This is a genomic window from Candidatus Bathyarchaeota archaeon, assembly GCA_026014585.1.
GTDB lineage: Archaea > Thermoproteota > Bathyarchaeia > Bathyarchaeales > Bathycorpusculaceae > Bathycorpusculum.
The window spans coordinates 158,262-174,412 of sequence record JAOZIA010000022.1 but is presented as its reverse complement, the minus strand read 5'-3'; the positions used below and the strand labels follow the sequence as shown (position 1 = coordinate 174,412).

Here is a 16,151-nt window from a genome sequence, read left to right as displayed (position 1 = left end):
AACTTGCGGGTGTTGCCTTTAAATCTTGAAAAAACCAAAAATTGCATGTTATTTGTTTAATTGTTGGGGGTGATGTTGTGAGTTTTGAGTGTAAATTGTTTATTTCGCTGCTTAAACTCACCAAAGAAACGCCTGCTTTAATTAAAGATGTTAAAAATGACTCACGCTTGCCTTTGGATATTGTTGAAAAGTTGCTTCAAAAACTACAAAACCAAAACCTCCTATATTTAACAGGTGATTCTGTGCATGTAGAAACGCAAGGTAGGCTTCAATTAGCCGTGCTTTCAGCCACATCAGGCTACAACATCGAAGACATAAGCAACTTACTCTGCTGGCAAGAATTCGAAGAAATCGCCGCAACAGCCCTTCGTAACAACAATTTTTCTGTCTCCAAAAACGTGCGCTTCAAAGGCAACGGTCGCCGCTGGGAAATAGATGTAGTGGGATGCAAAAAACCTCTGGTCATATGCATAGACTGCAAACATTACCATCATGCAATTGCGCCATCTGCACTCAAAAAGATTGTCAACAGCCAAATTGACCGCACCAAAGCCCTTGCAGACACCTTGCCAAACCCCAAATTAAACCTGGACTGTACACAATGGGACAGCGCCAAGTTTGTGCCTGCAGTGCTTAGCCTGTTGCCCAGTAGTTTCAAATTCGTCTTTGACGTGCCCATCGTGCCAGTTCTGCAACTCCAAGATTTTCTTCTTCAGTTGCCCGCATATGCAAACACTCTACGGTTTATCCCCAAAAGTTTTGGGCACCTAAGCGATGAGTCGTAGAATGGATGATTTTTGAAGCCTCAACGCTGGGTACAGGCACAAAACAAACATTGCCGTTATAGCTGCAAAGAACCAGACTGCAATCTCGATGATCGTGAATGCTGAGATAACGGGATTGGGCATCAGAATCATAACCGTTATAGAAGCCCCAAGCGTTAATCCAGCCCCAAAGCTTGAAAAAAGCACAATTAAAGCCTGAATTGACATAACCGAAGTGATGATGCCTGGTTTTGCGCCTACTGCACGTAAAACCCCCAGTTCCTGACGTTGCTCATCTGCTGCAAGCATCATGTAACCTGCAAGACAAAGCGCAGCTGAAACCATGGAAAACAGAGGCAAAAGCAGAATCAAAGACCATGTAGAAGCAAGAAACGCAACATTTTCTGCAACAACGCCATCAAGAGTGAACACGTCCAAGTCAGTATCAACCGCTTTAACAGTGCTTTTTAACTGGGAAATCACGGTGTCTCTGTCGGCAGCGCTGGTTATTTGTACGTAGATGAGGGTGTGTCCTGTGTAGTTGAGGGTGTTTTGCAGGGCTTTTAGTGGGATGTAGGTTACTATGCCGTTCATTGTTGGGTCTACAGTTACGCCTACAATGTTGTAGGTTGTGTTTTGGATTTTTATGGCTTCAACAAGGGGGTCTGCACGTGCAATTTTTTGTCCTGAGGGAGAATACATAAGGTTTGCCAGAGAATCGCCAATGATTGCTTCATGTTCACTGGTTATTGTGTGCCCGTTAAGGTTGGCGGAATCAAAAGTTTCTGGATTAAGACCTATTATTAAGGAGTCTCCTTCCCTATTGTCTCCCACAGAATAGGTTACTTGGTCAATAATTGTGTAGTTTCCGATTTCGTAAACATGGCTTTCAAGAATTAATCTTGCATCAAAAGCAATCTCCTCCATAGCGTTCAACTGTTGAGTTACAGTGTCAGGGATAGCAAGCTTGGGGTCTAAATAGTTAAAATTTTCCACCATCGTTGCACCGCTAAACGTTGACAACAAATTAACATACTGCGCGCCCATGCTACTGTGCGCTATAACCACCGCATCTTTATTCACAGCACCTTGAACCCAAACTGTTGTGGTATCACGGGCAATAATGCTTCCCGCAATCGAAATGGTAAGTAAAACAAAAACTGCTGAAAGCAAAACAATAATGCGTACATTTGCCGATTGACGCCTAAACAGGCTTCGCTGAGCAATTCTCCAAGTTAAACCCCGCTTTGAGAGCGCTTTATGCTTTTTTTCTGCAGTTGGATGATAATAGGTAACAGGTGAAAGCGCGGCTATAGGGGACATTTTGGCAGCGTTTGATATGGGTTTAAGCCCGAAAAATAGGGCTAAACCGAAAAAAAGTGCAAAAACAAACAGACCACACCACAAATTTGGCATTTGACTGGTTTGCAGGATCAAGTTTGCTGCGGCAAAATCCGCTAAAAATCCCGATATGACGCCTAAAATGCAGCTTATTGCGGTTACGGTTAGCAGTTCTGTGATGAAGTAGCCTGCGATTAAGCGGTTTGGGCAGCCTGCAGCCTTGATTAATCCGATGTCGCGTGTGCGCTGGTGCATCATCAAAAAAATGATAAACGAAGTAAGAACAGCGCCAACAATGAAAATTATGACTAAAATAAAAAGCAAAAACTGCGTATAAATAGCTGACCCAATAGTCAAAACACCTTGCGCCCTAATATCAAACTCAACTCTTAAACTGAAAAGCAACAAAAACAGCGTTGAAGCAACACTCAACGTCAATGTTGTAACAGTTAAACCTGTTTGAAGCCTTCTACGCAACAAATCATTAACAGGAAAAGAAGTACTGCTCATTTTTTAACCGCCAAAACCCCGTTGTCCAACATCAAAACCTGATCTGCTAAGCCTCGAATCTCCACATCATGGCTTGAAATAATAACAGTTTTGCCTTCAGATTTGAGTAACTGGAGAACTTGAAGGATTTTTTTGGCATTTTTTGTGTCTAAATTGCCTGTGGGTTCATCTGCAAGAATGACGGGTGGGTCGTTGGCTAAGGCTCGGGCAAATGCGACCCGTTGCTGTTCGCCGCCGCTTAGTTGGGATGAAAAATGGTTGGCTCTACTCTCTAAACCGACGGTTTGCAGAAGCTGCTGGACTCTTTGTTCTATTTCTTCTGCGGGTTTTCGTGTCCACTCCATGGGAAAAGCAACATTCTCAGCCACCGTTAAAGTGGAAACCAGATTGTATGCTTGGAAAATAAAGCCTATTTGATTACATCTAAAATCTGAAAGCGCATTTTCATCCAGTGCGGTTAGGTTTTTTTGGGCAACTATGATTTCTCCGCTGGTGGGCTTGTCGATTCCGCCGATGATGTTTAGCAGCGTCGTTTTTCCTGCGCCTGAGGGACCATAGATTACTGTGAATTGGGCTTTGGGGATGGTGAGATTGATGTTTTTTAAGACGTCAACTTGGGTTTCGCCTATGGGGTAATTTTTTGTTAGCGACTTTGTTTGCACCATTATCAAATCGTTCAATGGTTGCGTCTCCTCTGTTGCTATGTTTCCTTTCTTATTATATAGTTTTGAGGTACACTCATTTACCGCTTAGGCGTAGCTGGTGTCTGCGTTAAAGTTTCCGCGGTCACGCTTTAAAATCCGCACTTTATCTGGGAGCTTGCCTTTTTCCCAATCGTCCCATGCAATTTCTTTGAATAGCCATCGCTTACCAAGATGAGCAGCTACAACGGCGTGTTTGTATTCTTTGTTTGAGGTGATGAACTCGTTTAGGAAACGGAAGAGTTTGTCGATTTGTGATTGAGGATAGTATGCGTAGTAGGTGGCGTTTTTTACCTCAAACGCGTAGGTGTGTATGCCTCTTCGAGCAATAAGGTCCGGTAGTGGGCTTAGGCTGGGGTTGCTTACGGGGATGCGTACGGCATGGTAACCTTTTTTCTGAAGAAGCTTAACTAGGACAGTTTCACTGTAGAATCCTCTTTTGCGCCAGCGTCTTAGGCGCACTCGGTCGATTTCTTTACTCATCCTTAATGCCTCTTTCCTGTTTGTATTGCTTTAGAGATAAAAGTTGCTGTGGAAACTGTGTTTGGGTGATGCTTTCGTATACAGGTTTTGGTTTGGGTGACTGCGGAAACTCATGGTGATGGATAAACCAAATGACAATACTGAATTCACCAGAACCACCACAAATGAATTTCTCAACATCAATGCAATAAAAATATGGTTGCTGTAGGCTACACTAAACGCCAACAAACCAAGCACCCATACAAGAAAGCAACACAAACAAAACCACCCAACACATGCAAAACACGCAACCACAATCAACCATATACAAAAGCATCAACCAAACCAACACATTCAACAAAAAATTCGCTTCCCAACCCCCGCAAAAATTTTTCAAAGCAAACCTCAGCAATCAGAAAAAACCAGAGCGCCTCTCTCTAGAAACTCAAAGATTGCAAAAAGATCCCAAAAGCAATTATTTTACTCGAAGGGTTCTCGAAAAACCCAATTTTTGCTTCGCATGGAGATTTTCGTAGGTACTTATATGAGGCCCCGATATTCTCCATGCCAATACCCCAAGGGAAAGGCAAATAAGGCTAAATCAGGTTGGTTTTTGTTTTTTGGGGGTTTTTAGGGCTTTTTGTTTTGTGTTTTGACAATAAAACATTTGCTGATTTTTGAGGCATTGTGTTTCGTTATAAAACAACGCAAAAAACTCGTCGCTATGCCAAAATAAGCTTAAAATGACTGTTTTTTGCACAAATAATTTTATCGAGTAGCCGAAATTTTTAGCCCGACCTGAGCTCATGATTTATCATCCCCCAGCCCATCCAGCAGTGTATCAGACAAGCAACAGGTGTGCACAAAACCATAAGAAGGCAACATTGCACAAGTAAGAAAAAATGTTAATCTCTGCTGGGTTGGATCTGGTTTTTGGCCATGACTTTTTTGGGGGTGAGCTGTTTTGTGCAGGTTTGGAAGGCAGATTTTTTGTTTTTACCTGGTGATGCCCCTGTTGATAGACAACTTAGTTGGCGGGGTCTGGTGATGTCAACAGGTAAAGCTACTCAAAAGCCGGCGGTATATGCTCTGGAGTGCAGCAATCAAAGCTAAACAAAAATTTTTTCTGCTTAAAACCTGCGCAAGCGTTTGTGTTTACAGACAGTTAACCTTGTTTAAACTAGCCTGCGTACTATCTTGTTCTTTTGTTCCTTATCTAAAATAAGAAACATGTTGATGGTTGACTTTGAGGCGTTTCCTAGGAAGCTTGAAATGGTGTGCTGTACCAGTTGTGACTGTGATAACTGCTGCAACTATTTCTCCAGCGATTAGTGTAATGTTTTCTGTTAGGATAGTGTGTGCTTTTCTGGGCTGCTGGTGGCATTGCTGCGCCATATCTTAAAGTGGTACATGTTTCTACTGCCTCTGTTTGTTTACCGCTAAAGTGTTGTTGCTTAGTGCTGTCTATACCGTAGCTCTGTGGCGCATGCAGTCCCGTGGTTGCAATATCATTGAGGCTTCAAGGTTCAGGTTAGAGGCACCCACATCCTATGTAGGAGTATTTACGGTGTAGATTTATTTCTGGGTCATAAACATCCAATATGTGCCGTAGCAATCATCAACCCCGTAACATTGACTTTTAAACATTATATGGCAGAACTTTTTCCTTCAACAGTTGGCTACCGTGCTCCCGCAAGGTCAGTGCTTGCTTTTTATGCTTCAAGAATCAGAGAGGGTACTGTAGACTGTTATCGTTTGAGGGAAATTGTTTATTTCCTCCGATAATCTATATCTCATTGCCCTTTGATCAACCCCAAATCAATAACAAGGTAGCATACTGTTTTTTGGACTCCAGTGTTGCTGTTGGGTCATATAACGTAGGTGACTGGTCAGTGAAAAACGTAGATTTTATCGTTAACTGCAACAGCTTAAATCCCTGAAGCTCGCTCGGGCATTGGTGCCAAGTGGTATCTGTTGATGCTTGAGTACTTTGAAATTTGTAGAAAAACAATGCATGCAACTGCCAAAAGAAAGCAAAGAATACCTGAAGTGAAGTTTTTTCATACTTTTCCTATGAACAAGTTTGGCGGGGGTGCTCCTATAAAACTTACTGTTAGTTGAAGTTTTGTTTGGTTAGTTAGGTGGTGCTTATGCTGATTAGTTGCAGGAATTTGTTTTTGGCAAATCAGCACCTGACTCTTGGACCGTCACAGTTCATTTACAGTTTCTTCAAAACTAAACTTTTTGTCTCCACTTCGCTACTCGTACAGCCAACCGAACAAAAATCATCATGCTGCTTTAACAATTTGCTGAAATTTTAGAAGGAAAACCTGCTTGTTTTTAGCTTTTTAGTGTAAAAAGTGACCATACGAAAAATTTTCGTCCACCTCAACTACCAATTCCGCAAAGATTACACTGTACCCTAACAAGTTTGGCTTTTACAAAACAGGTTTAGTGATTTTTGAGCTGTAAAAAATGGGTTGTGCTCTGCTGAAATGAAAACGAACACGTGTTTGGAGCATTAAAAATGGTAAAAACGAAGCTACACAGGCTTAAAATTGATTAAACATAGCCTTGAAAAAACAGAAAACTGTAATATCTGCCTCAATGTGGCGGAGGTCGCTTTAGGGTTACTTTGTTTGGGGGTTTGGAGGGGTTCTGTTTTGTGTGACTGCTGATTGTTGAGTTGGAAGTTTGTTTGTTTTCAGTTTTTGGTTTCATGATTATATAAGGTTCGAGGAATTTCGTTATTTTGCAATTTTTTAACAGCCTTTTAAGCTGGCTGTTAGTTGCTGTTGTATGTGTACAGTCACATAATTTTAAAGCAGTAAGCTGTGAGATGCTACAGTAGAAAAGAGCTTGTATGGAGGTGTATTGTGTGAGTGAAAGCATATCTGAAAAGTTGGCAAAGATTGGCGAAAGCGCTCAAGACTACAGAGATGCTGTAGTTGAACGCCTAAAGGACATGGAAGTAGAAGTTAAACAGTGGAACTTTAACGTGGGCAAAACAGAAGAAGAATACACTGTTGAGGTAATTCTAAAACTTGGCATTAAACCCAAGAAAAAATAGCTCTTAAACCCCTTTGCTTTTTTAGTGGGTCTGGTTCCACCAGATTAACCGTGTATAATTTCCCTGTAACGGAAACTCGGGGTCATCATAAACAATATCCAACCGTAACCCAAACTGAGAAAGAAGCCGTTGCGCTTGATCATATACCTGGGCAGATTTGCTGTCTGGACCCCACATCCAAACGTGGTCCTGAGCACTACGCAGTCCAAACCCATAGTTTTCAGGCATAACCATAGCGGTATCAGCTTTAATGGAGTTGTATTCTGCAGGATTGTTTTGTGTGAATTGCCAAAATTCCTCCATTGCCTCGAGGTGGTCTTCGGTTAGTACGCCGTAGGGGTTATCGTCAAGGTAGGGGTGGTTGAAGATTACGATGTATTGTGCTCCTGATACATAAGCCATCTTCATCTGGGAAAGCATTTCTGGCGCTTCGATTATGTAGGGCGCTTGCCGATAAGTCCAGGTTATGATGGCACCCCATGTCTTGTTTTGTATGTTTGCTGCTCCACGCGCCAATGCGATATCTTGGGCTATGGATTGGTTGGCACCGAACTCTGCGAAAATTGTGTTGTACCCCATTTTGTAGTCAAACCAGTAAAGGGCATAATCGGAGGTGAATACGTTGATGTCATATTGGTGTAGGCGTGTCATGTTGGAGTCTCCTTTCATGAAGTTAATGTATCGTTGGGTTGCGTCAGTGTAGTTACGGCTGGTTTCGTCTGTGAATCCTTGGATTGCTTCGGTGGTGTTGTGGTAAAACTGTGTTCGATTCATGTGCAGCATCTTCATCATTGTAAAATAGCTTGGCCAATCATAATCCATCTCAATCCCGCCAGGTTCATCATAATAGTAAATTCCCAAAAACCGGTCCCCATACTTTTGCTGGGCATTTAATATCCATGGGAACTGCCAGGGCTGCGTGGGTTCAAGCCAGCCAAAAAATACGATAAGATCCAATCCCGAGTTTATGGCGTAATCGCATATTTCTGTTAGTAAGGTTTGGTTGTGAGATGTTTCACCGGTTTGAACCACAAAAAGGTTGGTGAAGTTTTTAACACGGTCAATAAGCGTGATTGCTTGCTGGGTTGTGTTGCCGCAAAAGCTTACGCCAATATATGGTTGTTCGGTGGCTGTTTGAGCTTTGGGCTGTGCTCCAAAAAAGGCTATGCCTGATACCGCCAAAACTATAATCAGTATAAACCCGTATGTTTTTGTGTTCGTCAGCTTATTCACCATGACACTTGTAGTCTACATTAGTTTAATCATGGTTGATTTGTGATTTAAAAATATTTATTTTTGCTGCTAAAAAGGGTAAAAGTGCCTGTTGCACCAAAACAGATAAAAACTCGCTTTTGCATCCATCAGAGCGGTACTTAAAGAGGAAAACTCATGCCATCCGAAATTACAAATATTGATGAATTTGTCGCCATGAGCGCCAAAGCAAAATACTGCAAAGTAAAGAGGCTAAAAGAAACAGTCAAACTAAAACTAAGAACAGTAGGTCAACTCTACACGCTCAAAATTGAGCCTATACGCGCTGATGAAATTATCAAACGGTTACAGTGCGAAATTCAAGAAGAAGAGAAAGAAAAGAAAAAGTAATTTCAATCTTTCTCTTTGAACCCTTTCTATAAAACTGTACACTTTTTAATACTGCAGGTTTTGTTTAAACAGGTTTCTGAACAACAAAACCCAAAACAACCTAAACATTATAATCTTCAAACCGCTGTTCAATTGCTGGGTGGGCGATGACGAGTCTGGCCCCGCAGACACCAGATGATGTAGATCTTGAGTGCGAACGACGCTAACTATGAAGGCTTCAGGCTTGACTTGAACGCTGAGTTAACGCCCTAAGAGCCCACCTAATAAACAAAATTATTATCCAGCCAAGTGCTAAGTGAAAACAACAAAAGTACGGTCTGAGAACGCATGAGAGACGTCCTGATAATCGGTGGCGGCCCATCTGGTGCACACTTTGCAGCACAAGCAGCAAAAAAAGGTTACTCCGTTACCTTAATTGAGAAGAACCAACTGGGCAGGGCTAAATGCTGTGCAGGTGGTCTTTCAGGGCGGTTTCTTGAATCATACACTGTTCCCTCTAAACTGGTTGAGCGGCAAATCAGCAGTTTCGCTATGGTTTCACCAGTCGGAGAAAAAACCCAGCTAAAATTCAACAAAACCGCAGGCATAACAGTTAATCGGGCACAGTTTGATAAATGGACACTTGAGCAGGCAACAGACAGCGGTTGTGAGGCATTATTTGAAGTAGCCGTCAAAAACATAACCATCAAAAAAGACTATGCAGAAGTCAACCTCAGCAACAACCAAACTCTTAACAGTCGATTGATTGTTGGTGCGTTTGGGATGTCGCCGCAGGTTTTTAAGCAGCTTGAATTGAAAATGCCTGAATTCAGCATCGGCTTACAAGCAGAACTGACTGTCCCAGAAGGGGAAATTGACAATTTAATCGGTAACGAAATAGAATTTTGTTTTAACACCCGATACAGCAAGTCAGGTTACAGCTGGGTTTTCCCCAAAAAACAAACACTCTCTTTAGGGCTCGTCACCAATCCCGATAACCCCCAGAAAAAAAAGCGCCTTTGGGATTTTATCAGCAACTACACTTCATTATACCCTAACCTTAAGCAGTATTTACCACGCCGTTTTGATGATTTGAAACTAGAAGGAGCCATGCTGCCGAATACAACGCTTAAGCAGACCTACGGTGACCGCTTCATGCTGATAGGTGACGCTGCAGGAATGATAGACCCACCCACGTGGGAAGGCATCTACTTCGCGTTTAAATCCGCTGATATAGCTTTGGACGTTTTTGATGAACAGTATGATTCTGATTTTTCGACGCGTAAACTGCACGATTATCAGAAACGTTGGGCGAGACAATTGGGCAAGGAGATCCATTATGGACGAAGAATTCAGAAAAGAGCCTACGGCAGCCGCATGGATAGGTTGTGGAATTTTACAGTTCAAGAACTAAACCGCAACCAACCCTTAAAACAACTGGTTACTGAGGAGTTATCCAAGGATTTGTCAATTCCCAACATGGTAGAAAAGATTCCTCTTTCAACAAAACTGCAACTAATAGCGCGTTACAGTCATCAAAAATAAATGCTAAGTACTGTTTTTTTGTTTAGGGTTAATTGGTTTAAGAACGTAGTTGTTGTCGATGTTTTCTTCCCAGAATTTCTTAAACCGTCGCCGATACTTGGGCAGTGTTGAGCGACCACGCCAAGTGGATTTGTCCGCGAACTTTTTGATTTCTGCCGATGGTCTAAAGTATCTTATGGCGTTCTCCACGCTGAGCACAAACGGTGGATGCCCATAGTACATGCTTATCCAACTGCAAATCATACTGCCTGTTCGGTGATTGCCTTCTATGAAAAGCTGAGGATGACCCAGAATGGCAACGTAGATTTCGGCGGCGACCTTAAGCGGGTGTGGTTCACCTTTCATATGTTTTTTGTACCATCGCTCTATGGGCACGATTTGAGCGTAAAACTTTTCAGTATTAGCCAATATGGCCTTATGATACTGCAGACGCAACTCCCAATCTAAACCATAATGAACCAGATTATTGAGCTCTATCATTTCCGTAAGACTCTTGGGTGAAAAAGGCTCCAGCTCTTGCCTAAGCAAACCGTCCAAGTGTGTGTAAGCCTTCATCATTCGTGTTCGAACAATAGAGTCAAAAGGAGTGTCGCGACGACCAATTTTTTCCAAAGCCAATTTATCATCAATTTTTTTCCAGTTCTGCTCTACACCCAAAAGCGACTGCTCAACAGCATTTAGGTCGAATTTTAGGATTTTCTCGGGGTTCAAGGGCGGTCGCTTCTGAAAAGTGTTGTCTGGCGCATGCTTTTATTTCTTTAGCATGTAGATAAGTTATATTTTGAAGGTTATGGAGACCTTTTTTCCGTTGCCTACTCGGTAAATAAACTCAACCGTCTTTGAAGTAATCAAGGAGATAGCGTTGCTAAAATAGAAACAGTGTGACCCTGTTGTGCTAATTTGGTAGCTGTAGTTTTTTTGTGCCACAATTTTTTCCTGATTGTTAGGTGAAAGCTTGGATAGGCGACCTTGGTATTGAAAGAATCCGTATATAATGTCTTTTTTTCCGCCATCAACCTTAACTTTGCCCGATATTTTTTGCCCAGCTTTTAAGTGGAAAACAATTTTTTGGATTCTAAAGCTGGTGGTTGTTCTTTGCACTATTCGGGGACGCATCAAACCCAAATCTTCTCTTTGCTGCCCAATGACTTCAATGGGCTTTCCCAGTTCAGCGGCTAAGGATTCATCAGTCATGCCTAAAAAATTGGTAAACAGAAATTTGTCAGCTTCTGTCGTCCAAGATTTCGTACTTTCCGTCGCAGTTTTGAGGTTTTCTTTGTGCTCGTTAGTGTCTGTCATTAGCAATCAGCAGTTTATCTTTCACTTTCAGGTTTTTCCCATATCTCCAGCTTCTGCTTCTTAAACTCAGAGCGCTTCTTTTGCAGGTACTTATACACTGTGTGATGCTGACAACCATCAATAATCATCTGAACTGCATTGCGTGCAGTGTCCGCTTGCTCAAAGGTGCCGATGATTCCGATAGTGTGACCGTAAACCACGACGCTGGATTCGCTGAGTTCCTCGATAAGTTTGCGGGTTTTGCCATCTGAGCCGATTATGCGGCTTTTTACGCGTCGTATGTCGCTTTCTGACCGCCCAAAAGTCAAGCGTAAATCGACCAAGTCAAAGATTTCATCTTCGTTGCGGATTAATCGGAAAGCATCTTCGGGTTTGAAGCCTCGCCCAATAGCGGTTACAAGGTCTTTTGCTCGCAGTAGCACAGATGGGTCAGCAGCTTTTTCACCCAGTATGAGTCTTACTTCGCCTTCTGTATCTATTTCTAGTGTTACTTGCATGTTTTCTTCTATGTGGCTTTTGACTTTGCCGTCTGGACCTATCAAAACGCCGACGCGTTCTCTTGGAATTCGTATAAATGCGTCTGGTCTACCTGTCATCATTTTCCAACAATCATCCTGTACAATTCTTCAACTTCAATTACTTCTACATCAAGCCTTTTAAAGAACCTGTTAAGATTCGTTAAATCCCGCCGTAACATAAACTCCGCCATAGGATGCTCAACAGATACGGACTGGGACATGTCAAAAATCATCGGTTTACCCTTCCACATCATCATGTTATACTCGCTCAAATCACCGTGAACAAGCTTTGCCTTCCGATATAACCGTTTAAGATACGTAATTATTAGTTTGTAGACTCTTTGGGGGTCATCTGGCGGGTTTTCTTTAAATGATGGTGCACTCACGCCTTCTTTGCCAATGAACTCCATAACCACCACGTTGCTTTTTACCGCGATGGGTTTTGGAACAGGAACCTTGGCTTCCAAAGCTTCTTTGAGGTTACGAAACTCCTTAGACGCCCAAATTGCAAAAAGTGAACGTGTATCTTTTTTTATGTTTTTGAACCGGGGGTCGCCTTCGATGTATTTTACCATGCCCTTCTTAAATTCGGCAGAAGAAGTCAAGTAAATTTTCACTGCAAGGTCAGTGCCTTCCTTGTTTTTGCCCCAGTACACCTTAGCTTCCTTGCCCGAGCTAACTACGCCGTTAACCTCGTAGAGCACACCACTATTGAGTAAACTGAAAACGACTAGGCGTGTGGTTTGGTCAAAAACTTCCTCTACCGTAGCGCGCTCGTCACTGTGGTTGTGGATGAGCATTTTGTCGCGGCGTTCCACTGTGCGTTCTCGGTGTGCTAAGCGTTTTCGGGCATTATGGGACATAATAGTCAACCATGATATTGTCTTTAGGTATTAAAACAAATCGAGAAAAATCTGAAATTCTTAGAAAAAGGGTATTACCAGCTTTAGAAAACACAAAGAAAAGCATCAAAACCAGAAAAAATGGTTAAAGAGTTAGGACGCCTTTGCGTCTTAGGTTGTCTACTTGTGCGTGGGTGTATCTCCACACGACATCTCCGCGTTTATCGCTTTGGAAGTCCCATGGACTCACGATAACTATGTCGCCTTCGCGTATCCAGACGCGGCGTTTCATTTTTCCCCTGATACGGCACAATCGGTCGGCGCCGTCTTGACATTTAACTTGAATACGGTCAAACCCTAACAGTTTGGTAACTACACCTAGAACTTCGCCTTGACCGGGGTAAACTAGTTCGCTTATTGCGCCTTCATTTAAGACTTTTTTCTTTCCCAAACACTAAACCCCTATTTAACGTGAAAACAGAATGGCACAAGTTACTTAAAAGCATGTTCATCGTTCCGAACAATTTAACGGTGATTTGAAACAAAAAAGAAGGGTTAACCTTATGTTTTAGGTTTGCAGATTTCTCTTTTGGAGTCACCGTCAGCTTATTTTTCATTTAGCAGGTTTTTACGGCTAAAAATCTGGTCCAGCTCCTCGCAAGACAGCAGTCCCCGCTCAAGCACGACCTCCTTAACTGAGCGTTTTTCAGCTTGGGCTTGCTTTGCAATTTTTGCAGCTTCTAAATAGCCAATTTTTGGCGCCAAAAGAGTCGCTAACGACGGATTCTTTTCAAGATAGTTTTGACAGCAGTCCTTGTCCACGGTTATGCCTTCAACGCATTTTTGTCGGAAAACAGGCAGGTAATTAGTGAGGATTTGAATGCTGAAATGCATGTTGTAGACGATTGCTGGGGTCATCACGTTGAGGTCCATTTGTCCTGCTTGAGTTGCAAGTGAAACCGCAGTGTCACAAGCAACAACTTGGAAAGCAACCATATCAAGGCATTCTGCCATTACAGGATTCACTTTACCCGGCATAATTGAGCTTCCTGGCTGAACGGGTGGCAGGGTTATCTCGTTTAAGCCCGTAGTTGGACCAGAAGCCAACAAGCGTAAATCGTTTGCGATGCGAATTAGCTCTAAAGCCAACTCCTTAAGCCCACTGGACACTGACTGGGCGGCGCGGTGACTTTGCAATGCCTCAAAATTGTTGCTTGCTGCCTTGAGAGGAAAGCCTGAGATTTTGGCAAGTTCCGCTATTGCGAGCCGTTTGTAGTCAGGGTGAGTGTTGGCGCCTGTGCCTGTTGCGGTACCGCCTAACGCGACGCTGTATAGGTTCTCTTGACGACGTCCAAGCTCATCAGCCGCGTGTTTGATAACTGAACCATAAGCAGAGAACTCCTGCCCCAAAGTGACGGGAACTGCATCCTGTAAATGCGTCCGTCCTGCCTTCAAAACATCCTCATACTTTTCGCCTAAAACGTTGAAGGCATCAGCAAGCCTATCAAGCTCTGTGAGCAGGGGCTGTAGAGCGGTTAGAACTGATACGTGCAGAGCAGTTGGGAAGGTGTCATTTGTTGATTGCCCCATGTTCACATGGTCATTTGGGCTGACGGTTTTGTAGTCACCCTTTTCATTACCTAGTAATTCCAAAGCCCGATTAGCCAACACCTCGTTAACGTTCATGTTAAAGCTGGTTCCTGCACCCGCCTGAAAAACATCAACAACAAATTGGTCCAGCAGTTTCCCACTGAGCACCTCATCGCAGGCTTGGATTATGGCTTCTGCAAGTTCAGGTTTAAGCCATCCAACTTGCTGATTGGCGATTGCAGCGGCTTTTTTGATTTGCACGTAAGATTTGATGAATACAGCGGGTTCTTTTATGCCGCTGACTGGAAAGTTTTCTGTTGCCCGAAAAGTTTGGATTCCATAGTAAGCGTTCTTTGGGATTTGTTTTTCGCCTAAGGGGTCAATTTCTCTGCGGGTTTCCATTTCAGGTTCTCCTGTGAGTGTTTGCCTGTTTAGGGGTAGTATGTTATGCGTTGCTTTAATCTTCTTTGGACACGGGCGCATCCAGGAGGGTTAGATTTCGAATTTTTCTATGATGCGGTTTTCTTTTTCACCTGTGATTTCTGCGATGACGTGGAAGTACTGTTGAAGTCCTGAGCGTGCTATACGGGGTTTTAAGAGTTCATCAATTTGGAATACACCTGCAGAATTGGACATTTCAATTTTTATAACAATCGGCTTACTACTATCCTCTACAGCTTCAACTACAACCTTCTCAATAGAGAGCGCAGAAACAGCGTGAATATCAACTTTGCCCGCGTTAAAAGGAATCCGTGCCCTACCAGCTTCCATATCCAAAGCATCCGCAATCCCCACGAGTCCCGCTTCTTTTGTTAGGATTTTGTTTGGTGCTTCTCCGAATTTGGGTTCTTCGTGGCAAACGATGGAGTGGAGAACTTCAGAGGTGATTATGGCGCGTTCTTCTTCATTGTAGGTTGGGTTGAGGCAGCGTTCCAGAAACTCCAGTGCGAGAGTTGCGCTGTATTTTTCGTGGTTATTGCGTTGCACTATCATGCCTAAATCATGAAAAATTGAGCCTAAAACCACCACAACCTCAGCGTCCTCAGTTTTCATGCCGTAGCCGGCGTAGTTTTCTACGATGCTTGGGGTAATACGGTTTTTTTCAACCAGTATCCGTAGCAGTTTTAGGGCGAGATTGGAGACGATTTTTACGTGGGTTGGTCCATGATCAGTGTAGCCCATGCGTTCGATTGCCATGACGTTAGCGCATTTCCAGTACATCTGTAATTTTTTGTCTTCTCTGACTTTTTCCATTATGGCTTTGAGTTTGGGGTTGTTTCGGTAGGGAATGTTGAAAGTGAATGGGACTGACATAGCGCTTGTTCCTACAGGTTTATGCTGGATAAAAGATTTAAACTTACATCAGCACAACTTTGCAGATGATTTTTGGCTGAGAAATGTGTCATTAGGGACCTCCCCTCTATAGTTTCTGCATAGATCAACTATTTGGAGCCTAATAGGAATGTGGAAAGCATTCTATTGAGTATTTATTTTTTTAGTATTTGGTTGATTAGGTTTCTACTGGTTTCTTGAGTGTTTAGCAGGCTGATTATTGATTCAACATGAGATTTCTGCCTAGTCTGCGAGGGTGTATGGTCATCGCCTGTTTTGAGGACATACATGAAGTCCTCTTTGGATATTCCCCAAGGGTTTCCCACGCGGAAAGGTTCAAGCACCTGAAAACTACACCGGTACTCACCCTGCCGAGGTGTCGTAAAGAGCCTAAACCGATGCTGAGCAGAAAGAGTCTTTGCTTCTATACCCTCATAATTATTGCTTGAAGCCAACTTTTTTATCATTAGCCAAAGCTGTTGGCATGGCTGGCTTGGGCATTTTCGGCAGTATTGATTGTCGGTTATATCAGCGGTGGTTTGCCATTGTCTGCAAAAGCGTTGGTTAGTGAAGGCATGTTTCATTTGTGTCCCGCT

General features: G+C 42.9%; 17 protein-coding genes. 4 read left to right on the top strand and 13 right to left on the bottom strand.

Annotated elements, in window-relative coordinates; all coding sequences use genetic code 11:
• The first annotated feature begins 77 nt into the window (after nucleotides 1-77).
• Nucleotides 78-785 (top strand): DUF234 domain-containing protein, encoded by a 708-nt coding sequence (locus NWF01_07660; protein MCW4024894.1) that lies wholly within the window; start codon nucleotides 78-80, stop codon nucleotides 783-785.
• Here NWF01_07660 and NWF01_07655 read toward each other — a convergent pair.
• From NWF01_07655 to NWF01_07640, 4 genes are all read right to left on the bottom strand, one after another.
• A complete protein-coding gene (locus NWF01_07655; protein ID MCW4024893.1) occupies nucleotides 768-2,615 on the bottom strand; it encodes an ABC transporter permease in 1,848 nt (615 codons plus the stop codon). The two genes, NWF01_07660 and NWF01_07655, sit on opposite strands and share 18 nt — an antisense overlap.
• The gene (locus NWF01_07650; GenBank protein MCW4024892.1) at nucleotides 2,612-3,295 is read right to left on the bottom strand and encodes an ABC transporter ATP-binding protein; all 684 of its coding nucleotides are present in this window, start codon (nucleotides 3,293-3,295) and stop codon (nucleotides 2,612-2,614) included. The genes NWF01_07655 and NWF01_07650 overlap by 4 nt, the downstream gene beginning before the upstream one ends.
• Nucleotides 3,296-3,364: 69 nt before the next feature.
• Entirely contained in the window at nucleotides 3,365-3,799 is a 435-nt protein-coding gene (locus tag NWF01_07645) for a hypothetical protein (protein ID MCW4024891.1), read from the bottom strand.
• A gap of 1,191 nt (nucleotides 3,800-4,990) precedes the next feature.
• A complete protein-coding gene (locus tag NWF01_07640; GenBank protein MCW4024890.1) occupies nucleotides 4,991-5,173 on the bottom strand; it encodes a hypothetical protein in 183 nt (60 codons plus the stop codon).
• A 1,483-nt stretch (nucleotides 5,174-6,656) separates the two neighbouring features.
• Here NWF01_07640 and NWF01_07635 point away from each other — a divergent pair.
• Nucleotides 6,657-6,848, top strand: a complete 192-nt coding sequence (locus NWF01_07635; GenBank protein MCW4024889.1) for a hypothetical protein — start codon at nucleotides 6,657-6,659, stop codon at nucleotides 6,846-6,848.
• Between the two features lie 21 nt (nucleotides 6,849-6,869).
• Here the strand turns inward: NWF01_07635 and NWF01_07630 are convergent, their stop codons facing one another.
• Nucleotides 6,870-8,081 carry a hypothetical protein gene (locus tag NWF01_07630; GenBank protein ID MCW4024888.1) on the bottom strand — a complete coding sequence of 404 codons (1,212 nt, stop codon included), beginning with the start codon at nucleotides 8,079-8,081 and terminating at the stop codon, nucleotides 6,870-6,872.
• A 156-nt stretch (nucleotides 8,082-8,237) separates the two neighbouring features.
• On the opposite strand from NWF01_07630, the gene NWF01_07625 reads away from it, so the two are divergent.
• A complete protein-coding gene (locus tag NWF01_07625) occupies nucleotides 8,238-8,450 on the top strand; it encodes a hypothetical protein (protein MCW4024887.1) in 213 nt (70 codons plus the stop codon).
• 327 nt (nucleotides 8,451-8,777) lie between these two features.
• A complete protein-coding gene (locus tag NWF01_07620) occupies nucleotides 8,778-9,974 on the top strand; it encodes an NAD(P)/FAD-dependent oxidoreductase (GenBank protein MCW4024886.1) in 1,197 nt (398 codons plus the stop codon).
• Nucleotides 9,975-9,977: 3 nt separating this feature from the next.
• On the opposite strand, the gene NWF01_07615 is transcribed toward NWF01_07620, so the two are convergent.
• The 8 genes from NWF01_07615 to NWF01_07580 form a co-directional block, all read right to left on the bottom strand.
• The gene (locus NWF01_07615; GenBank protein ID MCW4024885.1) at nucleotides 9,978-10,685 is read right to left on the bottom strand and encodes a hypothetical protein; all 708 of its coding nucleotides are present in this window, start codon (nucleotides 10,683-10,685) and stop codon (nucleotides 9,978-9,980) included.
• A 63-nt stretch (nucleotides 10,686-10,748) separates the two neighbouring features.
• Nucleotides 10,749-11,273 carry a hypothetical protein gene (locus NWF01_07610; protein ID MCW4024884.1) on the bottom strand — a complete coding sequence of 175 codons (525 nt, stop codon included), beginning with the start codon at nucleotides 11,271-11,273 and terminating at the stop codon, nucleotides 10,749-10,751.
• A gap of 14 nt (nucleotides 11,274-11,287) precedes the next feature.
• Complete coding sequence (locus NWF01_07605; GenBank protein MCW4024883.1) at nucleotides 11,288-11,872, bottom strand: KH domain-containing protein; 585 nt, start codon at nucleotides 11,870-11,872, stop codon at nucleotides 11,288-11,290.
• On the bottom strand, nucleotides 11,869-12,654 hold the full coding sequence (locus tag NWF01_07600; protein ID MCW4024882.1) for a serine protein kinase RIO: 786 nt from the start codon (nucleotides 12,652-12,654) through the stop codon (nucleotides 11,869-11,871). The genes NWF01_07605 and NWF01_07600 overlap by 4 nt, the downstream gene beginning before the upstream one ends.
• 124 nt (nucleotides 12,655-12,778) lie before the next feature.
• The gene (gene eif1A / locus NWF01_07595; protein ID MCW4024881.1) at nucleotides 12,779-13,084 is read right to left on the bottom strand and encodes a translation initiation factor eIF-1A; all 306 of its coding nucleotides are present in this window, start codon (nucleotides 13,082-13,084) and stop codon (nucleotides 12,779-12,781) included.
• Between the two features lie 155 nt (nucleotides 13,085-13,239).
• The gene (locus NWF01_07590) at nucleotides 13,240-14,625 is read right to left on the bottom strand and encodes an aspartate ammonia-lyase (protein MCW4024880.1); all 1,386 of its coding nucleotides are present in this window, start codon (nucleotides 14,623-14,625) and stop codon (nucleotides 13,240-13,242) included.
• 90 nt (nucleotides 14,626-14,715) lie between these two features.
• Nucleotides 14,716-15,537 (bottom strand): HD domain-containing protein, encoded by an 822-nt coding sequence (locus NWF01_07585; GenBank protein ID MCW4024879.1) that lies wholly within the window; start codon nucleotides 15,535-15,537, stop codon nucleotides 14,716-14,718.
• 173 nt (nucleotides 15,538-15,710) lie between these two features.
• On the bottom strand, nucleotides 15,711-16,139 hold the full coding sequence (locus NWF01_07580) for a hypothetical protein (GenBank protein ID MCW4024878.1): 429 nt from the start codon (nucleotides 16,137-16,139) through the stop codon (nucleotides 15,711-15,713).
• Nucleotides 16,140-16,151 lie beyond the last annotated feature (12 nt).

What these genes read in the sequence shown, in the direction of transcription:
- NWF01_07655 (MCW4024893.1), bottom strand. Translation starts at nt 2,615, where the DNA reads ATGAGCAGTACTTCTTTTCCTGTTAATGATTTGTTGCGTAGAAGGCTT.
- NWF01_07645 (MCW4024891.1), bottom strand. Translation starts at nt 3,799, where the DNA reads ATGAGTAAAGAAATCGACCGAGTGCGCCTAAGACGCTGGCGCAAAAGA.
- NWF01_07640 (MCW4024890.1), bottom strand. Translation starts at nt 5,173, where the DNA reads ATGGCGCAGCAATGCCACCAGCAGCCCAGAAAAGCACACACTATCCTA.
- NWF01_07625 (MCW4024887.1), top strand. Translation starts at nt 8,238, where the DNA reads ATGCCATCCGAAATTACAAATATTGATGAATTTGTCGCCATGAGCGCC.
- NWF01_07620 (MCW4024886.1), top strand. Translation starts at nt 8,778, where the DNA reads ATGAGAGACGTCCTGATAATCGGTGGCGGCCCATCTGGTGCACACTTT.
- NWF01_07610 (MCW4024884.1), bottom strand. Translation starts at nt 11,273, where the DNA reads ATGACAGACACTAACGAGCACAAAGAAAACCTCAAAACTGCGACGGAA.
- NWF01_07605 (MCW4024883.1), bottom strand. Translation starts at nt 11,872, where the DNA reads ATGATGACAGGTAGACCAGACGCATTTATACGAATTCCAAGAGAACGC.
- NWF01_07600 (MCW4024882.1), bottom strand. Translation starts at nt 12,654, where the DNA reads ATGTCCCATAATGCCCGAAAACGCTTAGCACACCGAGAACGCACAGTG.
- NWF01_07590 (MCW4024880.1), bottom strand. Translation starts at nt 14,625, where the DNA reads ATGGAAACCCGCAGAGAAATTGACCCCTTAGGCGAAAAACAAATCCCA.
- NWF01_07585 (MCW4024879.1), bottom strand. Translation starts at nt 15,537, where the DNA reads ATGTCAGTCCCATTCACTTTCAACATTCCCTACCGAAACAACCCCAAA.
- NWF01_07580 (MCW4024878.1), bottom strand. Translation starts at nt 16,139, where the DNA reads ATGAAACATGCCTTCACTAACCAACGCTTTTGCAGACAATGGCAAACC.